Genomic DNA, 21,695 nt, shown 5'->3' on the forward strand with positions numbered 1-21,695 from the left:
CAATCAGGGAATCAAGTTCATTTCAACGTGGATGAAATCCCCCCGGTAGGAGACCTCGCTCAGATAAATCACGCGCCCGTCCGCATCCACAAAGACGCGGCGAACCTCGGCAATGGGCGTATTCACCGCCACCTGCAAATGCTGGGCGACCTCGGTATCGGCAGTCCCGATGGTCAACGCCTGTCGCGCCTGCGCAATCGTGATGCTGGGCATGGAGACCAGCAAAGGGATCACCGTTTCATTGCGAAAGCGCTCAGGGTGCTGGCGAAAGACATCCTCGGCCAGATAGATATTGATCACGCAATACGGCTGGTCCTGGCGTTCGTGAACGCGGCGCATAAAGACATAGCGCTCGGCCGCCGTGCCGTCCTGCGGCGTGACCGGCGCACGATGGATGGACTCGTCGATCGTCACGATCTTGGGTTTGGTATCCCGGTACATATTGGCCAGTTCGGCCAAAGTGGTCTGTACCCGCAGCCAGCGGTCATTGGGCGGCAGGCCCGTCACAAAGGTCCCTCGCCCCTGTTGGGGAGAGACCAGTCCCTCGCGAGTCAGGACATCTACCGCCTGGCGGACGGTCACCCGTGCGACTCCGAACTCCGCGACCAGTTCCTCCAGCGAGGGGACTTTTTGCCCCTGCTCCCACACACCACGGCCGATGCGCTGACGCATCAGGTCTGCCAGTTGGAGATAGCGAGGAATAGGGCTGTCGTGAAAATTGATAGCCATAAACAAATAGCCATATGTTGTTTGCTGAACGTATGGTCTACAGTACGATTTGACCTTTAAAAGGTCAAGCGCCTTCGCTTTTATTTACGGAGGAGACATCTTGCGCAATCGTTCCGTGGTGCAACGCGTGGCGTTGATTGCCGCCCCTTGGCTGCTCATCGTATTGGCGTGGTATGCGGTGCGAGCCAGCGGCCTGGTCAGCCCTGCCCTGGTCCCCAGCCCACACGAGGTCCTGGCGAAATTCCTGGAACTGATGCAAACCCGGCTGCCTCACGACATCCTGATGTCGACCCAGCGGGTATTGGTCGGGGTCGTATTGGGAATTGTGCTGGCCGTGCCTGTCGGCTTTGTCCTGGGTTGGTATCAATCGATACGCAGTTTTGTCGATCCGGTCATCAACTTTTTCCGTGCGCTGCCGCCGATTGCGTTGATTCCGCTGGTGATTGTGTATTTTGGGATAGGCGAGTCGGCAAAGATCGCGATCCTGTTTTATGCGTCATTCTTTGCCGGCGTCATCGTCATGTACGAAGGCATTGCGCAGATCAATCCCATATTCGTGCGTGTATCGCGCACCCTGGGCGCGAGCGATGGTGAGATTTTTCGCAAGGTCATCGTTCCCCTGACCATCCCCCATATGTTGACGGCATTGCGCGTAGCGTTAGGTGTCGCCTGGGCCACGCTGGTCGCCTCGGAACTGATTGCTGCGCAGCAGGGACTGGGCGCCTTGATTCAGGATGCGTCGTCGTTCTTTCAGCTCGATATCATTTACGTCGGCATCATCTGCATCGGCGTCATCGCGCTGATCATGGATCTGATTCTGCGCGCGCTGGCGCGCCGTCTGGTGGCATGGCAGGAGCGCATCGCATGACATCGAACACGCCTGTACGACTGCGATTTTCCGATGTGTCGGTGGACTATCCGACGGCACATGGGCCAATGCGGGTGCTCGACGGTATCAACCTCGACATCCACCAAGGCGAGTTCGTCTCGATTATCGGCCCATCGGGCTGCGGCAAGACGACCATGATGAATATGGTGGCGGGCTTTTTGCAGCCTACCCAGGGCACAGTACAACTGGACGGAACGCCTATTACCGGCCCCGGACCGGACCGGGGTGTGATTTTCCAGGAGTATGGCGTCTTTCCCTGGCTGACCGTGAAAGAGAACATCGCCTTCGGCCTGACGCTGCGCGCCAATCAAGTCAGTCGCGCCGAACGCGACGAGATCTGCCAGCGCTACATGACGCTGATGGGGCTCGCCGATTTTGCAAACCATCATCCCAAGCATTTATCTGGCGGCATGCGCCAGCGCCTGGCGCTGGCGCGCGCCTATGCCGTCAAGCCGCAATTTTTGCTGATGGACGAGCCTTTCGGTGCGCTGGACGCGCAGACGCGCAGCGCGATGCAGGATTTATTGCTGCAAGTGCTGCTGGCCGAAAACAAGACTGTCATGCTGATCACGCACTCGGTCGAAGAAGCCATCTACCTGTCATCGCGCATTGTGGTGGTCACGGCGAGGCCGGCGCGGATACGCACGGTGATCGACGTGCCGTTTGCCTATCCGCGCGCGGAGAATCTGCACGAAGACCCGCGCTTTGGGGAGCTGCGTTCGCATATCCGCAGCCTGGTCATGGAGGAATACGCCCGGCAGGCTAGCCAGGCGGTGCGTCTATCTGAATAATGCTGGCGCGAGTCTCACGTGCCTCACTGCTGTCGTTTTCCCTAACCTGTTATTTCGTCGTTTCGCCTGCTAAAAGGAGCCTCCACATGAATCCGCAGCGCAGAACCTTATTGAAAACCGGCGCCCTTGCGGCCGCCATGTCGGGTATAGGCATGCCAATGTTGGCTCGTGCCGCGCAGACCGTGCGCGTGGGCTACCTGCATACCCCTGCCGTAGATGGTCAAATCTGGACGGGCCTGGAAACCCGAGCGTTTGCCGAGCAAGGCCTGGATTTGCAGATGATCAAGTTCACCACCGGGCTTGAACTATTCCAGGCCATGATTGGCGGCAGTCTCGACGTACTGTCCACCGGCGCGGTGGTATCCAATTTCCCGGCGCGCGGCCAAGGCAAAGTCTTTTTGCTGAACAACGTGGAATATGCAACCGCCCAACTCTGGGTACGGGCCGACTCCGGCATCAAGAGCGCCGCCGATCTCAAGGGCAAGAAAATCTCGACCACGGCCGGCACCACGGCACACGTTTTCCTGAATCGGGTACTGCAAGGCGCCAATCTGCAAGAAGGCAAAGACGTGCAGATCGTGAATCAACGCATGACCGAAGCCGTCACGTCGTTCATCTCGGGCGCTGTGCCCGCCGTGGCGTTGTGGGTGCCGTTTGACGTGACCGTCAAACAAAAAGCCGAGGGCGCGCGCATGCTGGTCGATGCCTCGGCCTTTTATCCCGAGGCCGCCATCGTGGGCGGCTGGGCCGCGCGCAATGATTACTACGAAAAAAATCCGCAGTTGATCCAATCCCTGATCAAAGGCTGGGTCAAGGCCAACGATCACCTGCTATCTCACACCGACGAGGCCATCGCGGCACTGCAGAAAAAGCACTACCCCGAAGTCCCCCTGGCCGATCTCAAGGATCAATTCAAGGCGTCGAAGTATTTCACCTCCAGCGAATGGCGGGCAAAATACGCCGATGGCACCGTCACAAAATGGCTGCAGCAGGTCACGGACTTTTTCGTCAAGACCGCCAATATCTCCAACCCCGTGCCCGCCAGCACCTATTTCGATCCCAAGCCCTACCTAGACATCGTGAAAGCCTAACCTCGCCGCAACGCGCCATGTCCCAAACCTATGACTACATCATTGTGGGAGCCGGCTCCGCCGGCTGCGTGCTGGCCAATCGCCTGAGCGCGGACCCGGCCTGCCGTGTGTTGCTGCTGGAGGCCGGCGGCGCAAACACGGGATTCTGGTTGAAGCTGCCCGTGGGATATTTCCGCTCGATCTATGACCCTCGCTATTCGTGGCAGTTTGACGTTGAGCCCCAGCCCGAAACGGGCAATCGCGCCATCGTCTGGCCACGTGGCCGCGTGCTGGGCGGGTCCAGTTCGATCAACGGGCTGATTTATATCCGCGGCCAACACGCGGACTATGATGACTGGGCGCGACTGGGCGCGACGGGTTGGAGCTATCGGGATGTCTTGCCCATTTTCAAGCAATCCGAGTGCTATGCGGGCGGCGCGAGCGAGTATCACGGCGATCAGGGCGAGCTGCATGTCTCGGACCTGCGTAATGATCACCCGCTCTGCGCGGCCTGGTTGCGCGCGGGCGCCGAAGCAGGCCTGCCTGGCAGTCCCGACTTTAATGGCGCACAGGATAGCGGCCTGGGCAGCTACCAACTGACACTGCGAGGGCACTGGCGCGACAGTGCGGCCACGGCCTTTTTACGGCCGGTGCGGGCACGTCGCAACCTCACGGTATTGACCGATGCCCATGTCACCCGATTACTGATAGAACGGGGCATCTGCCACGGCGTCACCTGGCTGCACCACGGACAAGTCATGCGTGCTCATGCAGCGGGCGAAGTGATCGTGGCCGCGGGTGCGCTGCAATCGCCACATCTGCTGCAACTCTCCGGCGTCGGCCCTGCCCGCTTGTTGCAAAAGCATCAGATCCCCGTCCAGGTCGATGCACCGGAAGTCGGCTGCAATTTGCAGGATCACTACCAGGCGCGCGTCATCGTCAAGGTCAAGGACAAACTCTCGCTCAATGACGACGTGCGCAATCCGTTCAAGCTCGCGAACATGGGCGCGAAGTGGCTGTTCAACAAAGCAGGCCCTCTGACTGTCGGCGCCGGACAGGTCGGTGGCATGGTGCGTACCGAGCATGCGCGCGATAGCCGGGCCGATATTCTGTTCAATGTCATGCCGCTATCGGTAGACAAGCCCGGCGACCCCTTGCATGGGTTTTCCGGTTTTTCCGCATCTGCTACCCAATGCCGGCCCGATTCTCGCGGTACGGTCGAAATCCGTTCGGCCGATCCCTTCGATCCCCCGCGCATCGTATCCAACTATCTGACCGAACCGCACGACATCAAAGTCCTGATCGCAGGGCTGCGCATGCTGCGCGACATCTATCACCAACCCGCTTTCCGCCAATTCGCCACCGGCGAGGAGTACATGCCTGGCAGCGGATTAAAAAAAGAGCAGGACCTGGCACAGTTCGCGCGCGAACGCGGGGGGACGGTATTCCACGTCTCGGGGACCTGCCGTATGGGCAGCGACACACAGGCCGTCGTCGATCCGGCGCTGCGGGTGCAAGGCGTGGACAGGCTGCGCGTCATTGACGCATCGGTGATGCCGGCCATGGTGTCGGCCAATACCAATGCGGCCGCGATCCTGATCGGGGAAAAAGGCGCCCAACTGGTCCGCAGCTCTGCTGCACATCAGTGAAGCCCTGTCCACCCCCACGCCCCTGACCTGTACTCAGGAGTGTCCCGTATTTTTGGCAAGTGTCCAAACATAAGACACTATGCACACTGTTTGAACGGCCTTTTCCTGGCTCTCCTCCGCGTATGTAAATTGGCATAGAAGTTGCTTGACTCCTCCCAGGGACGAATCCCGTAACGAGTCGGTCAACCATCGAGTACGCGCAGCGGCACTCGGTCCAGACCAAAAAGAATGCCAATATAAGGAGGAGCACAATGAGGAAAAACGTCTTGCGCCTGGTATCGCTGACGGGCAGCATGCTGTTTGCACTGACCGCCCATTCTCAAGATAACCAGCCATTCCGCCTGGGAGCCATTGTCGACATGACCGGTGTCTATTCGGCTCATGGCGGGCCGGGGATGGTGACCGCAGTAAAAATGGCCGTGGAAGATTTTGGGGGCAAAGTCCTGGGCCGTCCGATAGAAGTCTTGTCGGCCGACTATCAGAACAAGGTCGATATCACCGCGACAAGAGCACGCGAATGGTATGACAGAGAAAATGTCAGCGCCATCATCGAATCGACGGACTCCGCATCGGCGCTGGCACTGCAGGCCCTGGGACAAGAAAAAAAACGAGTCACCATCTTCGCCGGATCGGCCACCTCCAATCTGACAGGAAAATCATGCTCGCCCTATGGCGTGCATTATGTGTATGACACGTACGCCCTGGCACATGGCACGGGCCGCGCCGTCACTCGTGCTGGCGGCAATACATGGTTTTTCATCACTGCCGACTATGCATTCGGTCATTCTCTGGAGCGCGACACCAAAGCGGTCATCGAAGAAAACGGCGGCAAGGTTCTCGGTCAAATACGCGCACCGCTTTCGAGCCCCGATTTCTCGTCTTACTTGTTGCAGGCGCAGGCGTCCCGTGCCAAGGTCATTGGCTTGGCCAACGCGGGCACCGATACCCAGAACTCCGTACGCCAAGCGTCCGAGTTCGGCATCACGCAAGGCGGGCAGGCGCTCGCCACATTGCTGGTGTTCCTGCACGACATCAAGGGAATGGGTTTGCAAGCCGCACAGGGGCTGCAATTCACGACGGGGTTCTACTGGGATCGCAACGATGAAACCCGTAAATGGTCGCAACGCTACTTTGAACGGCAAAAGTCCATGCCGTCCATGGTGCAAGCCGGCGCGTACTCAGCCACGCTGCATTATCTGAACGCCGTCCAGGCCGTCGGATCGGACGATGCCGATGCCGTGTCTGCGAAAATGAAAGAAACGCCGATTAATGACTTCTACGCCAAGAACGGCAAAATTCGCGCGGACGGCCGCATGGTCTATGACATGTATTTGGCGCAGGCCAAAACGCCGGGCGAGTCCAAAAGCGACTGGGACCTCCTGAAAATCCTGGACACGATCCCAGGGGACGAAGCGTATCGCCCATTATCAAAGAGCGAATGCCCCTTGGTCGCGGCCGATGCCAAGAAATAAATAGGCGGACTTTCCGATAAGCAGATTGTCGCGGGGCTATTGATTGTTCGATAGCCGCTCGACAGTGCCTCTCACAATGGTGTCGGCCAATACTAATGCTAAGACCTCGGCGCCAGGGCCCGGCAGCACACCGACCTCGGGCGCCTTGGTTTGCGGACAGATTATGCCTTGCTAAGCTTGCCGATGGGGTTGTTCAGGCTCAGCAAGAAATTGGCCGCGCGCTCATCACCGCTGTTCCGCGCGAGCTCTACGAGCTCTACGATGTCTGCAACGTTGACGCTCCCGGTGGCGATTAGTGTTTTTGCCACCGCGGTATTCTCACGCTTTGCCGCGCATAGCAGCGCATCGGGGAACTCGGCGCCGAGCAGGCACAACACATCCACCGCCCGTTGGCTCTTGGATTCTACCGCGTACATTAGCGCTGCCGACAGATCGACGCCCAGGTCGATTAATGGCATCGCAATCCACACATTTGATCCGTTGATCGTCTGCATCAACAGTTTTTCCCCATTCGCACCAACGGAAATCAACGCTTTTGCCGAGTCGAGTTTGTTATCTACGATCGCTTGCGCCAGTGCCGTCAAGCCAATGGTCTCCCCCCTGTGCACGTTCAGCAATACTTTCCCTTTGTCCGCGTTGCCCGTCTCGGCGAAATAGGTCAACGCATCAGCGTCATATATGCGTGCACGGCTCAACTCTGTGAGCGCTTCGAGGTTTCCGCTGACCGTGTGTTCAACTAGTTCCTCATACTTATCGGTATCAGGCGGGTTGTCGTCTTCGATCGGATCAAACAAAGTATGACCTTTCGCAGCGTCTGCTTCTCCAGCGTCGTTCAGGCCCTCGTACGGAGAGGTCACTGCTGCCTCGATCAGTACTTTTACAATTTCAGGTTTCCCGGCTTTTATGGCTTGCCTGACTGCATACGAGTAAATGCCCCTATCGAGCAGTATCGATTGCACGGCCGCGATATCTCCCGTGGCCGCAACGGTGTTAACCGCAGTGGCGATGTTCCGTGCCAACACGGGGCCCAGCAGGGCTCCGATACTACGCTCATCACCGCGCTGCGCCGCAGCGGCCAGATCCGCGATGCCGTCCGCGCCGAGGAACTGCAACGCGTATGCAGTCTTCGGCAGCTTTGCCATCGCAGCATGATAGAACGCACGCGAAGGATCGGCCTTCAGTTCATTTATCAGGATTCGTGTGGCCTTTATCGTTCCCATCGATATGGACCTCATCAACGCATCGGCGCAGTCGGCACGCGCCCTGGTCAATGAGGCTATCATGTCCTTGCCCTTCTGGACATCATCAGAATTCTCTGCATACGCGCGGAAATGCACCGCCAAGTGCAATGCAGACGGAACAATGGACGAGTTTTTGCCCGAGGCCTCATCGACGAGTGCGGCGCGTTGCTCAGTCAATGGCACGTCAGCGCTGGCACCGGCCTCGAGCAGTGCGTCGACCAGCTCGAGCTGACCGAGCCGGACCGCGAGCATTAATGGCGTATATCCATGATCATCGATAGCGTCGAGATAATCGACAGCGCCGTCACACTCCTGCGTTAATCGCCTCGCGATCATCGTATGGCCCGACCGTATGGCAACGTGAAGCATGGTCTCCCCTTGACCATTTCGAATCTCACCATGAATAGCGGGATGGGCATACAGTTCGAGGCAGAGGTTGATATTCCCGTCTTCGAGCGCGTCGAAGAACTCGGCCCTGACCTCGCTGTCGCTATAGGCGGCCAGCGGCTTAGTGCCCAATGCGGATGGCTGCGCGCCCGCTGAAGTTGGTGGATTCAAGTCCATGGAAAGCTCACTCGTATAAGAAATCGCATTGTGCGAATTAAGGAAACGTACCGTCGGCATATCACCAGCCGGCCATGTGAAGTAACCACGGCACGACAAATAGTTCCTGCGCGGAACGCCTCCTTTTCCCGGGCTTGCGCCAGCCTTTAATCCAATTTTTATATAGATCGATGTTTTTTCTGACTGAATCAGAAAAGAAACCTCAGGCCGGCCACCATCTTTCCCTATACTAGAACGTTTATACGGACTCCCCTCCGGAATCCATTCAATTCAGCTTCAGGAGACTTTTCCATGTCTATCACTGGTGAGATGCTCATCGGCGCCAGCGCCGTGCGCGGCACGCTGGGCGCACAGCGCGCGTTTGACCCGGCTCGTAACGAACATATCGAGCCTGAATTCGGCATGGGCGGCAAGGACGAAGTCAATCGCGCCTGCGAATTGGCCGCCGCGGCGTTCGATCCCTATCGCGCCGCACCGCTGGCTCAGCGCGCCGCTTTCCTGGAAAGTATTGCCGACAATATCATGGCGCTGGGCGACGAACTGATCGCCCGCGGCATGGCCGAAACCGGCCTGCCCGAAGCCCGCCTGCAAGGCGAGCGCGGCCGTACGGTCGGCCAACTGCGTTTGTTCGCAAAAGTCGTGCGTGATGGTTTGTTCCTGAACGCCACCATCGATCCGGCCCAACCGGAACGCAAGCCCCTGCCCCGCTCGGACCTGCGCCTGGCGCGCGTGCCGCTCGGCCCGGTCGCCGTGTTCGGCGCCAGCAATTTCCCATTGGCGTTCTCGGTCGCCGGTGGCGATACCGCCTCGGCACTGGCCGCGGGCTGCCCGGTTGTGGTCAAGGCGCATAGCGGTCACCCCGGTCTGTCGGAACTTGTGGGCCGTGCCATTCAAAAAGCCGTCAAAGACAACAATCTGCCCGAGGGCGTGTTCTCGCTGCTGTTCGGCGCAGGCCGCACCCTGGGCGATGCGCTCGTTGCGCACCCCGCGATCAAGGCCGTGGGCTTTACCGGCTCGCGCCAAGGCGGCCTGGCGCTGGTGCGCACCGCCAATGCCCGCCCCGAGCCGATCCCGGTCTACGCCGAGATGAGCAGCATCAACCCCGTGTTCCTGTTCCCGGGTGCGTTGTCTGCCCGCGCGGAAAGCATTGCGCAAGGCTTCGCGACCTCGTTGACCGGCAGCGTGGGCCAACTGTGCACGAATCCTGGTCTGGTCATTGCGATCGACGGCCCGGATCTGAAGCGCTTTGAGACCGCGGTGACGGCAGCGCTGCAACCCGCACCGGCCGGCACCATGCTGACCCCGGGCATCGCTGACGCCTATAACTCCGGTGTGGCGCAACTGAGCGCCGTCGAAGGCGTGTCGTGCGTGGCCAAGGGCCAAAGCAACGAAGGCCGCCCCAACAGCGCTCAAGCCGCGCTTTACAGCACCGATGCACAGCGCTTTTTGAAGGACAAGGCGTTAGAGGCCGAAGTATTCGGCCCGGCCTCGTTGCTGATCCGCGTGCGCGACGTCGCGGAAATGCGCGAGATCGCCGAACACCTGGAAGGCCAGTTGACCAGCACGCTGCAGATCGAAGCGAGCGACGTCGAGGCGGCTCGTACGCTCGTGCCGGTGTTGGAACGCAAGGCTGGCCGCATTCTGGCCAATGGCTTCCCCACGGGCGTGGAAGTCACCTACGCCATGGTGCACGGCGGTCCGTTCCCGTCGACATCCAATGCGATGTACACGTCCGTGGGTACGACGGCGATCGATCGTTTCTTGCGTCCGGTCTGCTATCAGGATCTGCCTGATGCGCTGCTGCCCGAGGCGGTTCAACAGGCCAATCCGCTGGGCCTGTGGCGTCTGGTCGACGGCGCGCCGCAAAAGCCCTGATCCTAGATAGAAACGCTGTACAGCGCCACGATAACGCCGGGTTCGCCAACGAATCCGGCGTTATTTTTTGCGTGACAGATTCAATCCTCATCCAGCGTGGCATCGGGCCCGTCCTTCATCCCATCCCGCCCCGCGACGCGATCCAGGAACGCCTCTACCGTAGGGTTGTCCGCCTGCTGCCGCCACGCCAGATAGATGTCGGCGTACAGGTTCTTTTGCGCGATGGGGCGGTATTCCACGCCCTCGAAATGCAGCTCTCGCGCCGAATCCGGCACGATGCCATATCCCAGCCCTGCCCTGACCAGCGCGACCAAGGTATGCGTTTGGCTGGCGCGTTGTACATAGCGCGGCGCGATATTGGCCAGACCCATGGCGCCGACAATGCGGTCATGGAAATATCGGCTGTCCCCTGGCGAATACAGTATCAGCGGCTGTTGATGCAAGGCACGCAGCGGCACAGTATCCATCGCACACAGCGGAGAACCGGCAGGCAGCGCCAATATCAGCGCTTCACGTTCCATCAACCGTTTTTCCAACCCTTGATGCATAGGCACATGCCGCGTCAACGCAACGTCGAGCTCGCCCGCCAATAGCAAGCGGCCCAGATCGCTGGACACCATTTCGCGCAACTGGATATTGACGTCGGGCAGCACCTGTTGCGCACGCATCAGCATCGCCGGCATCAAACGATAGGCTGCCACCGCGGTATATCCCAAGGTCAGATGCCCCGCCTCGCCATGCGCAGCTCGCCGCGCCGCAAGGGCTGCACGTGCCGAATAATCCAACAGATGACGTGCGTCGCGCAGCAAACGCTGCCCGGCCGCGGTCAGCCTCACGACGCGGCTATGGCGTTCGAGCAGCGTTACGCCCAGATCCTGTTCCAGCAACTGTATTTGCCTGCTGAGCGGCGGCTGTGTCATGCGCAAGCGCGCCGCTGCCCGGCCAAAGTGCAATTCCTCGGCCACGGCGACAAAACATTCCAATTGACGCAGTTCCATACTGCCGCATCCATCCATTCAATATGTGTATCGGGTAATGTTATTTATAGCTCAATTGGTATTGAATGGTGCCCCCGCCCCTATACTTTTGCCGTTGGCATCATTCAAAGATGCCGTAAACCAGACAGCATGCCCGCTGCACCCCAGCGAGAGCGGCTCAGTTAAAGATCAATTCAAAAACGGTATTGCGGAGACACAAACGCATGAAAGCAAAGCGGATTTCTCGTATTCGCGCCCAGGTCATGGGCGCCCTGACCCTGGCGGTCGCAGCATGTTTTCCCGTCGCCAGCCAAGCGGCGGGTGATTACCCTAATCGTCCTGTTTCGCTGGTCGTCCCGTTCTCGCCCGGTGGCGGGACTGACATTTCCGCCCGCATTCTGGCCGAACGCCTGGGACAAACGTTGGGCCAGACCATCGTGGTCGATAACAAGGCGGGCGCAGGCGGGCAAATCGCGGCCGATTTGGTCGCGCGTGCTGACCCTGATGGCTACACGCTGCTGTTTGCAAACTCGGGCATGCTGTCCATCAATCCCTGGATCTACAAGCTGAAAACCGATCCGGCGGTGGCGTTCGCCCCGGTGTCGCTGTTCTCGGACCTGCCTTTTGTGCTGGTCGTGCCGCCTTCGCTAAACGTCAAAACGGTGCAAGACCTGGTGGCCTTGGCCAAGGCCGAGCCCGGCCAGCATACGTTTGCCAGTTCGGGCACAGGTGGCGCGCCTCACCTGACGGCAGAGGTGTTTCAACTGGCCACGGGTACGGAATTGCTGCACGTCCCCTATAAAGGCGGTGGCCCCGCCATGGGCGACCTGATGGGCGGCCGCGTCGATATGTTGTTCGCCTCGGTGCTGGAAACCAATTCGTTCGTACAAGCCGGCAAGCTGCGCGCGCTGGCCGTCACGGGCGACAAGCGTTCGCCCGCGATGCCGGACGTGCCCACGATCGACGAGGCCGGCATCAAGAATGCCCAAGGCGGATCCTGGACCGCCGTGCTGGTGCCCACAGGCACGCCGCAAGCCATCGTCGACAAGCTCTCGAAAGCCATCCGCGATGTCGCCAACGAGGAAAGCATCAAGCAAAAGCTGCTGGCTCAGGGTGCGGGCGCTCATGGCTCGACGCCTGAAGAGTTGGCACAGCTGGCCGCAAGTGAGCGCGCGCGTTATGGCGAGATCATCAAGGCGCGCGGCCTGCTAGCACAATAAGAAGTTTCATACGCGAGAACCCGCTGCCCCTTCATGACCGGACCGTCGAAGGCAAAGCGGGTTCTTGAAACCCTATAGATTGGATTTTTCATGACTGACTCTGTCTCCACGGACCTCATCGACGTACTGATGGTGGGCCCCATGCCACCCGCCATCACCGAACACGTCGATCGCCATTACCGCTTGCACCGCTGGTGGGAAATCAAAGACCAAGCCGGCTTTCTGCAAACGCAAGGGCAAACCGTGCGTGGCATTGTCACCAGCGGACGCCATGGGGCATCGGCAGAACTGATCAATAGCCTGCCCAATCTGGAAGGCATTTTCAGCCAAGGCGTAGGCTACGATCCCATCGATATCGGCACCGCCAAAAAACGCGGCGTCGTCGTGACCAATACGCCCGGCGTGTTGAACGATTGCGTTGCGGACACTGCGCTCGCACTGGTCTTGAACGTGTCGCGCCGTCTCTGCCTGGCGGATCGTTTTGTGCGCGAGGGCCACTGGCTCAATGAAGCCTTTCCTCTGACGATCAAACCCAGCGGCAAACGCTGCGGCATTGTCGGGCTGGGCAGCATCGGCCTGCAGGTCGCCAAGCGCGCCGAAGCCTTTGACATGAGCATTGCGTATTACAACCGCCGCGCGCGCAACGATGTGCCGGATCACTATCGCTATTACGACGATCTGATCCAATTGGCCGAAAACAGCGATTTTCTAGTGGTGGTTGTACCAGGCGGTGCAGAAACGCGTCATCTGATCAACGATGCGGTGCTCAATGCGCTGGGCCCAAAGGGATATCTCATCAACGTGGCACGGGGCACCGTCGTCGACGAATCGGCATTGATCAAGGCCTTGCAAGACGGCCGTATCGCTGGTGCAGGCCTGGACGTGTTTGAGCACGAGCCTCAAGTCCCGCAAGCGCTATTGGACATGGATCAAGTCGTGCTCTTTCCGCATCTGGCCAGCGGCACGAAAGAAACCCGGCAAGCCATGGCCGATCTGGTGTTGAGTAATCTGGATGGATGGTTTCAGCAGCGTAAAGTGCTGACGCCGGTCGGTTGATGGCAATGGTCCAGCGTGCCTGCAGCGCGGGGCCTTTTCGACCACCTCGGGCTACAAGTTCAAATGCCCCAGTGAATCGAACACCCGCTGCGCCGCGCTGTTCGCACTGAGCGGGCTCAAATACAGCCTGAAACTGACGTCGGGCAATCTCGGCAAGGCCTCTGCCTCGCTCATCACGCGCAGATCGCTGCCCAACATTTCCACACTGCGCGCGGTCACGCCCAGCCCTGCCCTCACTGCAGCACGCACCCCCACCACCGTCGGAGAGGTATAGGTGATCCGCCACGGAATGCCCACGCGATCCAGGTGTTCTATCGCGATGCGGCGAAACTGGCTGGACTCGGCCGCCACGATCAGCGGCAAGGGCTGCTCTGCATCGTAACGATAGCGGGCGGCACACATCCATACGATAGGCGAGGTACGCAATGTGATGTGCCGCAGATCCGGTGCATCCGATCCCGCAATCGTCATATCGATTTCCCCTTGCCGCAAGCGCTGCAATAGATGCGGACTGCGTCCGACATGAATCGCGATCCGCATTCGGGGAAACGCCTGAGAAAAATGCGCCAAGAGATTGGGCAGGATGCTGTCGGTCACGTCATGAGGCGCGCCCAATCTCAACTCGCCGCTCTCCTCCCGGGACAGCATAGCGGCACAGGCCTCATCGTTTAGCGCCAGCAGGCGCCTCGCGTAATCCAGCAGACGCAATCCGTCCGGAGTCAATTGCTTGTTGCGCCCCACACGCTGGAATAGCCGTTTGCCGAACAATGCCTCCAAACGCTGCATTTGCTGCGTCACTGCCGATTGCGTACGCAACACCTCGACGGCAGCCGCGGCGAATGATTCCCGATCCACGACAGCGACGAATGTCCGTAGATGATCGATGTCCAGGCTTTTCATTTTTTGTTAAGCGCTTCTAATGTATTCGGCTCAAAAACCCGCACTGTGACGCAGGCAGGTTTTCCTATAGTGCAGGCGCAGCAAATAAAAAGGAAGGCCCCACGCTGCACCTTAGCTCGCTGTGCCCCAAGGCGACGTTCTTGCCGTGGGACGGCCCGGTGACAAAAAACTCAAGGAGACAACCATGAAACCCATCACCATACTGCGCGGCTTATTTCCTGCCCTCTTCTTGCTCGGCTGCAGCATGTCCGCCTCGGCGGCTGACTATCCAGAAAGACCGATCCGCATGATAGCCCCCTTTGCTCCGGGCGGCGGCTCGGACGTGGTGGCTCGTCTCGTCGCGGAAAAAATGGGCCCGTTACTGGGACAGAATGTCGTGGTAGAAAACCGCCCAGGCGCGTCGAGCATCATCGGTACGGACCTGGTCGCCAAGGCATCGCCCGATGGCTATACCATCCTGATGACCAACAGTGCGATCACCAGCAACCCCTCGCTGTATCAAACGCTGCCCTACGACACGCGCAAGGATCTGATACCCGTCACTTATCTGGCTGATGCGCCGACTTTGCTCGCCGCTCACCCCTCAGTTCCCTTTAACACGGTTCCCGAATTGGTGGCATACGCCAAACAACATCCGAATGAGGTGACCGTGGGCACACCGGGCGCCGGCCAAATGTCGCATCTGGTCGCGGAGATGGTCAGCCAAGCCAGCGATACCAAACTGACGATGGTTCATTACAAGGGCACGGCCAATTCGATCAACGACCTGGTCGGCGGTACGATCATGATGTCTTTCGGGACAGTACCCGGGTTCATCAATTTTATCGAATCCAAGAAACTCAAACCTGTCGCCGTCGCCAGCCGTGAGCGAATCAGTGTGCTGCCCAACGTTCCTACGATTGCAGAGACCTATCCGGGATTCGAAATGAGCGTCTGGTTCGGCGTATTCGTCCCCGCAGGCACGCCGGACGCTATCGTCGACAAGCTCAACACGGCCATGCTCCAGGCGCTGAAAGATCCCACCATTCAGGCTCGTTTTCCCGAAGAAGGTCTGCGGCCTGGCAATCTGTCCCATGAACAATTCAATGCCTTGTTCCGGTCAGATCTGGACAAGTGGCAGACCTTTATCCGCGAACGCAATATCCATCTCAACAAATGAGTCACGCGATGCAATCCTCATCTATCGACCAACTGTCGCGCACGCCATTGTCGGCCGAGGCGCTTAAAGATTTTGCCTGCGCCGTGTACCAGCAGGCGGGCGTACCGCCTGCCGACGCCGGCCTGGCGGCCGACGCCCTGGTCCAGGCGGACTTATGGGGGCACCAATCACACGGCCTGCTCAGATTGGGCTGGTATTACGCCCGCTTGCGCTCCGGTGCGATGAAAGGCGTGACTCGCCTGCAGACCGTGACCGATGCGGGCGCTGTCGGCGTACTGGACGGCAATGACGGCGTCGGCCCGGTCATTGCGCATCAGGCTACCGAAGAAGCCGTACGGCGCGCGCGTGCGCATGGCGTGGGTATTGTGTCGGTCCGGCATTCGAACCATTTTGGCACGTGCATGTACTTCACTCGGCAAGGCGCGCTGCAGAACTGCGCCATGCTGATGATGAGTAATGGCGGGCCCAATATGGCCCCATGGGGCGGTTTGCAAAAGAAAATCGGCACGAACCCATGGTCTATCGGCGTACCGGCCGGCAAGCATGCGCCGATGGTCATGGACATCGCCAATTCCGGAGTCGCCCGGGGAAAGATTTATCTGGCGAACAATCGTCATGAGCCTATCCCTGCCAACTGGGCGGTCGATACGCAAGGCAACCCGACGACCGATCCGAAAGAGGCGCTCAAAGGCTTCATCCTGCCCATGGCCGGCCATAAAGGTTATGCCATTGGCGTCATGGTCGATGTGATGTCAGGGGTCTTGTCAGGCAGCGGATTTCAGGATCAAGTGCACGGCCCATACGATCCGGTCAATCGCAGCCGGGCCGGCCATTTCATCATGGCCCTGAATATCGACGCGTTTCAGCCGATCGCCGAATTTCAAACGCGCATGGAGGCGTACATCGCTTCTCTCAAGAGCGTCCCCGTCGCCGCAGGTCACGACAAGGTCTATTACCCAGGCGAAATCGAGGCCGAAGCCGACCTTCGTCACCGCGCAAATGGCCTGCTGCTGCCGGCTGACACGTTGAGCGCGCTTGAACAGGTTGGAAACGAGGCAGGCATCGCCTGGCGGGATTTTGTGCGTGCGGTCGATAGCAGCAACCGCGGCAGCCCATGAATCGCGCCAGACCGCACACTGTTTAATGGCTGCGATTCACTGATGCAGTATCAGGCTGGCGGGTTCCGCCAGCCTTGCCTCGCTACTCGCCTTTCACCCCGGCGTCCGCAATCACTTTCGCCCATTTGGCCCGCTCTGCGGCAATGCGCGCAGCCGCGTCCGCAGGCGTTGTCCACGTTGCCACCGCACCTTGATTCAGCAGCGCAGCCTTGACTGCAGGCTTGGCCAGGATCTGTTTGAGCGCGTCATTCAGCTTCTGAATGACAGCGTCCGGCGTTCCGGCAGGCGCCACGATCCCGAACATGGAACTGACCTGGAAATTCGGCAGCCCCGCCTCGGCGGTCGTCGGCACATCGGGCAAGGCCTCGGCGCGTTGATCTGACGCCACTGCCAGAGCCCGCAATTTACCGGCTTTCACGTGCCCCTGCGCCGCGGGTACGGTCTCGATCATGCTGAGCACCTGTCCACCCATCAAATCCGTCATCGCGGGGCCGCTGCCCTTGTATGGCACATGCAGGACGTCCACACCCACCATGCTTTTGAACATTTCGGTGGCCAGATGCTGGGGCGAACCATTGCCCGATGAAGCCATCGTCAAATAGCCCGGGCGCTTTTTGGCTAAATCGATGAACTCCTGCAGCGACTTCGCTTCCACCGAAGGATTCACCACGAACACCAGCGGCACCGAGCCAACGATAGAAACCGGAGCAAAGCTCTTTTCGATGTCGTAAGGGACTTTGCCTTTGTAGAGCTCTGCATTGATGGAATGGCTCGTCAACGCGCCGAGCAACAGCGTATAGCCATCGGGATCGGACTTCGCGACCTGATCGGCCCCGATATTGCCTGTCGCGCCGGCACGGTTTTCGACGACGAACTGCTGGCCCAGCGCCAGCGATAGTTCCTGCGCCATCACGCGGCCGATCACATCGGTCGCCCCGCCGGGCGGATAAGGCACCACCATGCGCACGGGACGCTCGGGATAGCCCGCGGCAGCAGCGACGGTGGGCAGACCCAGGCTCGCACAAAAGGTCAAGGCACAGGCTAGAAATGCCCGCCTTGCGGGGGGACGCTTGCTCGATAAAAACATGTTTGTCTCCTGCCAGGTTAGTGGTTGAATGTGTTTCTGGCGCCGATTCACCGTCCGGTACTTGCATTACGCGAGAAGGCCCGGATATGATCGCCCATAGATTATCAATAATATTATTGAGATGACAATGGCTTCCTCAAAAAAACCTGATTCCCCCGCCACCGGCCTGCGCAAGGGGCTGACCAATTACGGAGACACGGGCTTCTCGCTGTTCCTGCGCAAAGCCTTTATCAAAGGTGCGGGCTATACCGAGGACGCCCTGTCGCGCCCCGTGATCGGCATCGCGAACACGGGCAGCAGCTACAACCCCTGTCATGGCAATGCCCCGCAGCTGATCGAGGCGGTCAAGCGCGGGGTGATGCTGGCGGGCGGGCTGCCGGTCGATTTCCCTACGATCTCGGTGCATGAAAGTTTTTCGCAGCCGACGAGCATGTATCTGCGCAACTTGATGTCAATGGACACCGAGGAGATGATTCGCGCGCAGCCCATGGATGCCGTGGTGCTGATCGGCGGCTGCGACAAGACCGTGCCCGCTCAATTGATGGGCGCCGCATCGGCAGGCGTACCGGCGATTCAATTGGTCACGGGTGCCATGCTGACGGGCTCGCATCGTGGCGAACGCGTGGGCGCGTGTACGGACTGCCGCCGCTATTGGGGCCGCTACCGTGCAGAGGAGATCGACGCCGAGGAGATCACCGACGTCAATAATCAACTGGTGGCCAGCGTCGGAACCTGTTCGGTGATGGGAACGGCCAGCACGATGGCATGCCTGGCCGAGGCCTTGGGCATCATGGTTTTTGGTGGCGCCTCGGCGCCTGCCGTCACGGCTGACCGCATGCGTGTGGCGGAGCAGACAGGCACCACTGCTGTGGCCATGGCGATCAACCGCCTGACGCCCGACAAGATTCTGACAGGCAAGGCGTTCGAGAATGCGTTGCGGGTGCTGCTGTCAGTAGGCGGCTCGACCAATGGCATCGTGCACTTGACCGCGATGGCAGGACGGTTGGGCATCGATATCGATCTGGCCGGGCTGGATCGCCTGAGCCGCGAGACCCCCGTGCTGGTCGATCTGAAGCCCTCTGGACAGCACTACATGGAGGATTTTCACAAAGCGGGCGGCATGCCTGCCCTGCTGCGTGAACTGCGGCCGTTGCTGCATCTGGATACCCTGACTGTATCCGGCCGTACCTTGGGCGAGGAGCTCGACGCTGCGCCTGCCGCCTTCGTGCAAGACGTGATCCGGCCATTCGACTCGCCAATCTATCCCGTCGGCGGCCTGGCCGTTTTGCGCGGCAACCTGGCCCCCGGCGGCGCCATCATCAAGCAATCGGCGGCGAACCCCCAACTCATGGAACATGAAGGCCGCGCTGTCGTATTCGAGGACGCCGAGGACATGGCCAATCGCATTGACGACGATGCCTTGGACGTCACGGCGGATGACGTGCTCGTCTTGAAGCGCATTGGCCCGACCGGCGGCCCGGGTATGCCGGAGGCCGGATATATGCCGATTCCGCGCAAGCTCGCCCGAGCCGGCGTCAAAGACATGGTGCGTATTTCCGATGGCCGCATGAGCGGCACGGCAGCGGGCACGATTGTGTTGCATGTGACACCCGAGGCAGCGGTGGGCGGGCCGTTGGCCCATATACAGACGGGCGACCGTATCCGTCTGTCGGTGAAAAATCGCGAAATCGCGGTGTTGATCAGTGATGAGGAACTCGCCCGCCGCGCCGCTGCGCATCCCATCGAGCACCCCACTGGCGATCGCGGCTATCGCAAGTTGTATATGCAGAGTGTGACGCAAGCCGATCAAGGCGTGGATTTCGATTTTCTGCGTGCGACCGATACGAAGGAAAGCGTGCCTGGCAAGGCTTAGTCCTCTCACCACACCTGCTTTCACCACGCATTCGAGACGTGCGCAATGACTCAGCGCGGCGCCGTCAAAGGAAACATGATGTCTTCATTACCTCAACCTCTGCTCAGTAACCCTGCCGCCGCGCACGCCGTGGTGGTGGGTGGCGGCACGATGGGCGCTGACGTTGCCGTGGTCCTGGCACGTGCGCATTGCCGCACGACGGTCATTGAACCCGATGCTACGCGCGCCCAGGCCCTGCCTGCACGCGTCGCCGCCAATCTGGCTGCGGCCGGACGTGCAGAGGCGGCGGATTATGTACAAACCGCGCCCGATCTGGATAGCGTCGACTGGAATAGCGTCGGGCTGGTGATCGAATGCATTCCCGAACGATTGGATCTGAAACAGGCCCTGTTTGCCGAACTGGAGCAACGTGCGCCTGCGCGTGCCATTCTGGCGAGCAATAGCTCGAGCTTTCCAATCAGTGCGATCGGCCAGGGGCTCAAGACACGTGATCGCATGTTGGGCCTGCATTTTTTCATGCCTGCGCACCTCGTGCCCCTGGTCGAGGTAGTGTTGTGCGACGCCAGCGATCCCGCGCAGGCCGATGCGCTGATTGCGTTCATGCGCCGCTGCGGCATGGTGCCGGTCAAGGTGTTGAAAGACTTGCCTGGCTTTCTGGCCAATCGTTTGCAGCACGCGTTGTCACGCGAGGCATTTGATCTGATCGATCGCGGTATCGCCTCGCCCGAGGATGTCGATGCAGCCGTGCGATTCGGTTTTGGGTTCCGGTTTCTGGCCGCCGGCCCGGTGTTGCAGCGCGATCACGCGGGTATCGAGGTACACGCGGCAGCGGGCGCTACGATGTATCCCTCGTTTTGCAATAGCGATACCCCCGCGCGTTGTCTCACCGAACGCGCCGCGGACGGCAGGCACGGGATGAAGGCGGGCCAAGGCTTTTACGAGTGGACACCCGAAAGCATCGCTGCTGAGCGTGCGCGCTATGATCGGCTACTGCGCGCAGGGCTCGATTTGATTGCGGATGAACTGCCGCCGATAGAACCCTGATGGTGGCCCAAATGCCGCCAACCGGACTAAAGTCCCAGCTCAATACACCTGCGGCACCATCATCTCGGTCGGCACCGGATGACGAATATAGTCCTCGTTGCGCACGCGCTCTGGCAAGATCACCTCGGCACGTTCGACTTCCTGGTAAGGAAATTGCGACAGCAAATGGTGGATGCAATTGAGTCGTGCCTGCTTCTTGTTGTCGGCGGGCACGACCCACCATGGCGCGTCATCGATGTGTGTGTGGTCCAACATCGCCTCTTTGACCCGGGTGTAGTCCTCCCAGCGACGGCGCGATTCCAAATCCATGGGGCTGAGTTTCCATTGCTTGAGCGGATCGTGGATGCGGCCCAAAAAGCGTAGATGCTGTTCTTCGTCGGTGATCGAGAACCAGTATTTGATGACCTTGATCCCCGAACGCACCAGCATGCGTTCGAATTCCGGCACCGAACGGAAGAACTCCTCGTATTCCTCGTCTGAACAGAACCCCATGACGCGCTCGACGCCTGCGCGGTTGTACCAACTGCGATCGAACAGCACGAGTTCGCCGGCAGCGGGCAGATGCGCCACATAGCGTTGGAAATACCATTGTGTACGCTCGCGATCATTGGGCGCCGGCAAAGCCACTACGCGGCATACGCGGGGATTCAGGCGTTGTGTAATGCGCTTGATCACGCCGCCCTTGCCTGCCGCATCACGCCCCTCGAAAATGATGACTGCTTTTTGCCGGGTCGATGCCACCCAGTTCTGTAGTTTGACCAACTCGCCTTGCAGACGAAACAGCTCACGGAAATAGGCTACGCGCTGCGCGTGAGTTTCGCCTCCCGGCGCAGCACCGCCCTCCTGCTGTGCCAGATCATAGGCGCGATCTTCGATTTCCAGCTCCAGCTCTTCGTCCAGGCTGTCGAGCAAATCGTTTTCGATGCGGCGTCGCAGTTCGTCGCGGTCTTCAAAATTCATGATGTCAGGTCCTTTGCCCGT

18 protein-coding genes are annotated in these 21,695 nt (G+C 59.7%); 12 read left to right on the forward strand and 6 right to left on the reverse strand.

Annotation, left to right across the window (positions count from 1 at the left end; genetic code table 11):
* Positions 1 to 3: 3 nt before the first annotated feature.
* Complete coding sequence (locus ACYVI2_RS00855) at positions 4 to 729, reverse strand: GntR family transcriptional regulator (protein WP_094838431.1); 726 nt, start codon at positions 727 to 729, stop codon at positions 4 to 6.
* 100 nt (positions 730 to 829) lie between these two features.
* Between ACYVI2_RS00855 and ACYVI2_RS00860 the strand changes: the two genes are divergently transcribed.
* From ACYVI2_RS00860 to ACYVI2_RS00880, 5 genes are all read left to right on the forward strand, one after another.
* A complete protein-coding gene (locus tag ACYVI2_RS00860) occupies positions 830 to 1,597 on the forward strand; it encodes an ABC transporter permease (RefSeq protein WP_415818182.1) in 768 nt (255 codons plus the stop codon).
* Complete coding sequence (locus ACYVI2_RS00865; RefSeq protein WP_460490248.1) at positions 1,594 to 2,409, forward strand: ABC transporter ATP-binding protein; 816 nt, start codon at positions 1,594 to 1,596, stop codon at positions 2,407 to 2,409. The genes ACYVI2_RS00860 and ACYVI2_RS00865 overlap by 4 nt, the downstream gene beginning before the upstream one ends.
* Positions 2,410 to 2,495: 86 nt before the next feature.
* Positions 2,496 to 3,500, forward strand: a complete 1,005-nt coding sequence (locus ACYVI2_RS00870; protein WP_415818180.1) for an ABC transporter substrate-binding protein — start codon at positions 2,496 to 2,498, stop codon at positions 3,498 to 3,500.
* 17 nt (positions 3,501 to 3,517) lie between these two features.
* Positions 3,518 to 5,128, forward strand: a complete 1,611-nt coding sequence (locus tag ACYVI2_RS00875; protein WP_415818178.1) for a GMC family oxidoreductase — start codon at positions 3,518 to 3,520, stop codon at positions 5,126 to 5,128.
* Between the two features lie 251 nt (positions 5,129 to 5,379).
* On the forward strand, positions 5,380 to 6,600 hold the full coding sequence (locus ACYVI2_RS00880; RefSeq protein WP_415818176.1) for an ABC transporter substrate-binding protein: 1,221 nt from the start codon (positions 5,380 to 5,382) through the stop codon (positions 6,598 to 6,600).
* 161 nt (positions 6,601 to 6,761) lie between these two features.
* Here ACYVI2_RS00880 and ACYVI2_RS00885 read toward each other — a convergent pair whose 3' ends face one another.
* Complete coding sequence (locus ACYVI2_RS00885; protein ID WP_415818174.1) at positions 6,762 to 8,465, reverse strand: ankyrin repeat domain-containing protein; 1,704 nt, start codon at positions 8,463 to 8,465, stop codon at positions 6,762 to 6,764.
* Between the two features lie 231 nt (positions 8,466 to 8,696).
* Between ACYVI2_RS00885 and ACYVI2_RS00890 the strand changes: the two genes are divergently transcribed.
* Complete coding sequence (locus tag ACYVI2_RS00890; protein ID WP_415806097.1) at positions 8,697 to 10,280, forward strand: aldehyde dehydrogenase (NADP(+)); 1,584 nt, start codon at positions 8,697 to 8,699, stop codon at positions 10,278 to 10,280.
* 80 nt (positions 10,281 to 10,360) lie between these two features.
* On the opposite strand, the gene ACYVI2_RS00895 is transcribed toward ACYVI2_RS00890, so the two are convergent.
* On the reverse strand, positions 10,361 to 11,278 hold the full coding sequence (locus tag ACYVI2_RS00895; RefSeq protein WP_415818172.1) for a LysR family transcriptional regulator: 918 nt from the start codon (positions 11,276 to 11,278) through the stop codon (positions 10,361 to 10,363).
* 203 nt (positions 11,279 to 11,481) lie between these two features.
* Here ACYVI2_RS00895 and ACYVI2_RS00900 point away from each other — a divergent pair, with 203 nt between their 5' ends.
* Positions 11,482 to 12,477 carry a Bug family tripartite tricarboxylate transporter substrate binding protein gene (locus ACYVI2_RS00900; RefSeq protein WP_415818170.1) on the forward strand — a complete coding sequence of 332 codons (996 nt, stop codon included), beginning with the start codon at positions 11,482 to 11,484 and terminating at the stop codon, positions 12,475 to 12,477.
* Between the two features lie 90 nt (positions 12,478 to 12,567).
* Positions 12,568 to 13,533 (forward strand): 2-hydroxyacid dehydrogenase, encoded by a 966-nt coding sequence (locus ACYVI2_RS00905; protein ID WP_415818168.1) that lies wholly within the window; start codon positions 12,568 to 12,570, stop codon positions 13,531 to 13,533.
* 51 nt (positions 13,534 to 13,584) lie between these two features.
* On the opposite strand, the gene ACYVI2_RS00910 is transcribed toward ACYVI2_RS00905, so the two are convergent.
* Positions 13,585 to 14,433 carry a LysR substrate-binding domain-containing protein gene (locus ACYVI2_RS00910; protein WP_415818166.1) on the reverse strand — a complete coding sequence of 283 codons (849 nt, stop codon included), beginning with the start codon at positions 14,431 to 14,433 and terminating at the stop codon, positions 13,585 to 13,587.
* Between the two features lie 184 nt (positions 14,434 to 14,617).
* On the opposite strand from ACYVI2_RS00910, the gene ACYVI2_RS00915 reads away from it, so the two are divergent.
* Entirely contained in the window at positions 14,618 to 15,592 is a 975-nt protein-coding gene (locus ACYVI2_RS00915; protein ID WP_415818164.1) for a Bug family tripartite tricarboxylate transporter substrate binding protein, read from the forward strand.
* An 8-nt stretch (positions 15,593 to 15,600) separates the two neighbouring features.
* Positions 15,601 to 16,710, forward strand: a complete 1,110-nt coding sequence (locus ACYVI2_RS00920; RefSeq protein ID WP_460490249.1) for an Ldh family oxidoreductase — start codon at positions 15,601 to 15,603, stop codon at positions 16,708 to 16,710.
* An 82-nt stretch (positions 16,711 to 16,792) separates the two neighbouring features.
* On the opposite strand, the gene ACYVI2_RS00925 is transcribed toward ACYVI2_RS00920, so the two are convergent.
* Complete coding sequence (locus tag ACYVI2_RS00925) at positions 16,793 to 17,797, reverse strand: Bug family tripartite tricarboxylate transporter substrate binding protein (RefSeq protein WP_415818160.1); 1,005 nt, start codon at positions 17,795 to 17,797, stop codon at positions 16,793 to 16,795.
* Positions 17,798 to 17,924: 127 nt separating this feature from the next.
* Between ACYVI2_RS00925 and ACYVI2_RS00930 the strand changes: the two genes are divergently transcribed.
* Positions 17,925 to 19,670, forward strand: a complete 1,746-nt coding sequence (locus ACYVI2_RS00930; protein WP_415818158.1) for an IlvD/Edd family dehydratase — start codon at positions 17,925 to 17,927, stop codon at positions 19,668 to 19,670.
* Positions 19,671 to 19,748: 78 nt separating this feature from the next.
* Positions 19,749 to 20,714 (forward strand): 3-hydroxyacyl-CoA dehydrogenase family protein, encoded by a 966-nt coding sequence (locus ACYVI2_RS00935; RefSeq protein ID WP_415818213.1) that lies wholly within the window; start codon positions 19,749 to 19,751, stop codon positions 20,712 to 20,714.
* A gap of 39 nt (positions 20,715 to 20,753) precedes the next feature.
* On the opposite strand, the gene ppk2 is transcribed toward ACYVI2_RS00935, so the two are convergent.
* Positions 20,754 to 21,674 (reverse strand): polyphosphate kinase 2, encoded by a 921-nt coding sequence (ppk2, locus tag ACYVI2_RS00940; protein WP_415818211.1) that lies wholly within the window; start codon positions 21,672 to 21,674, stop codon positions 20,754 to 20,756.
* Positions 21,675 to 21,695: the final 21 nt, after the last annotated feature.

It is taken from the genome of Bordetella tumbae, from assembly GCF_054780995.1.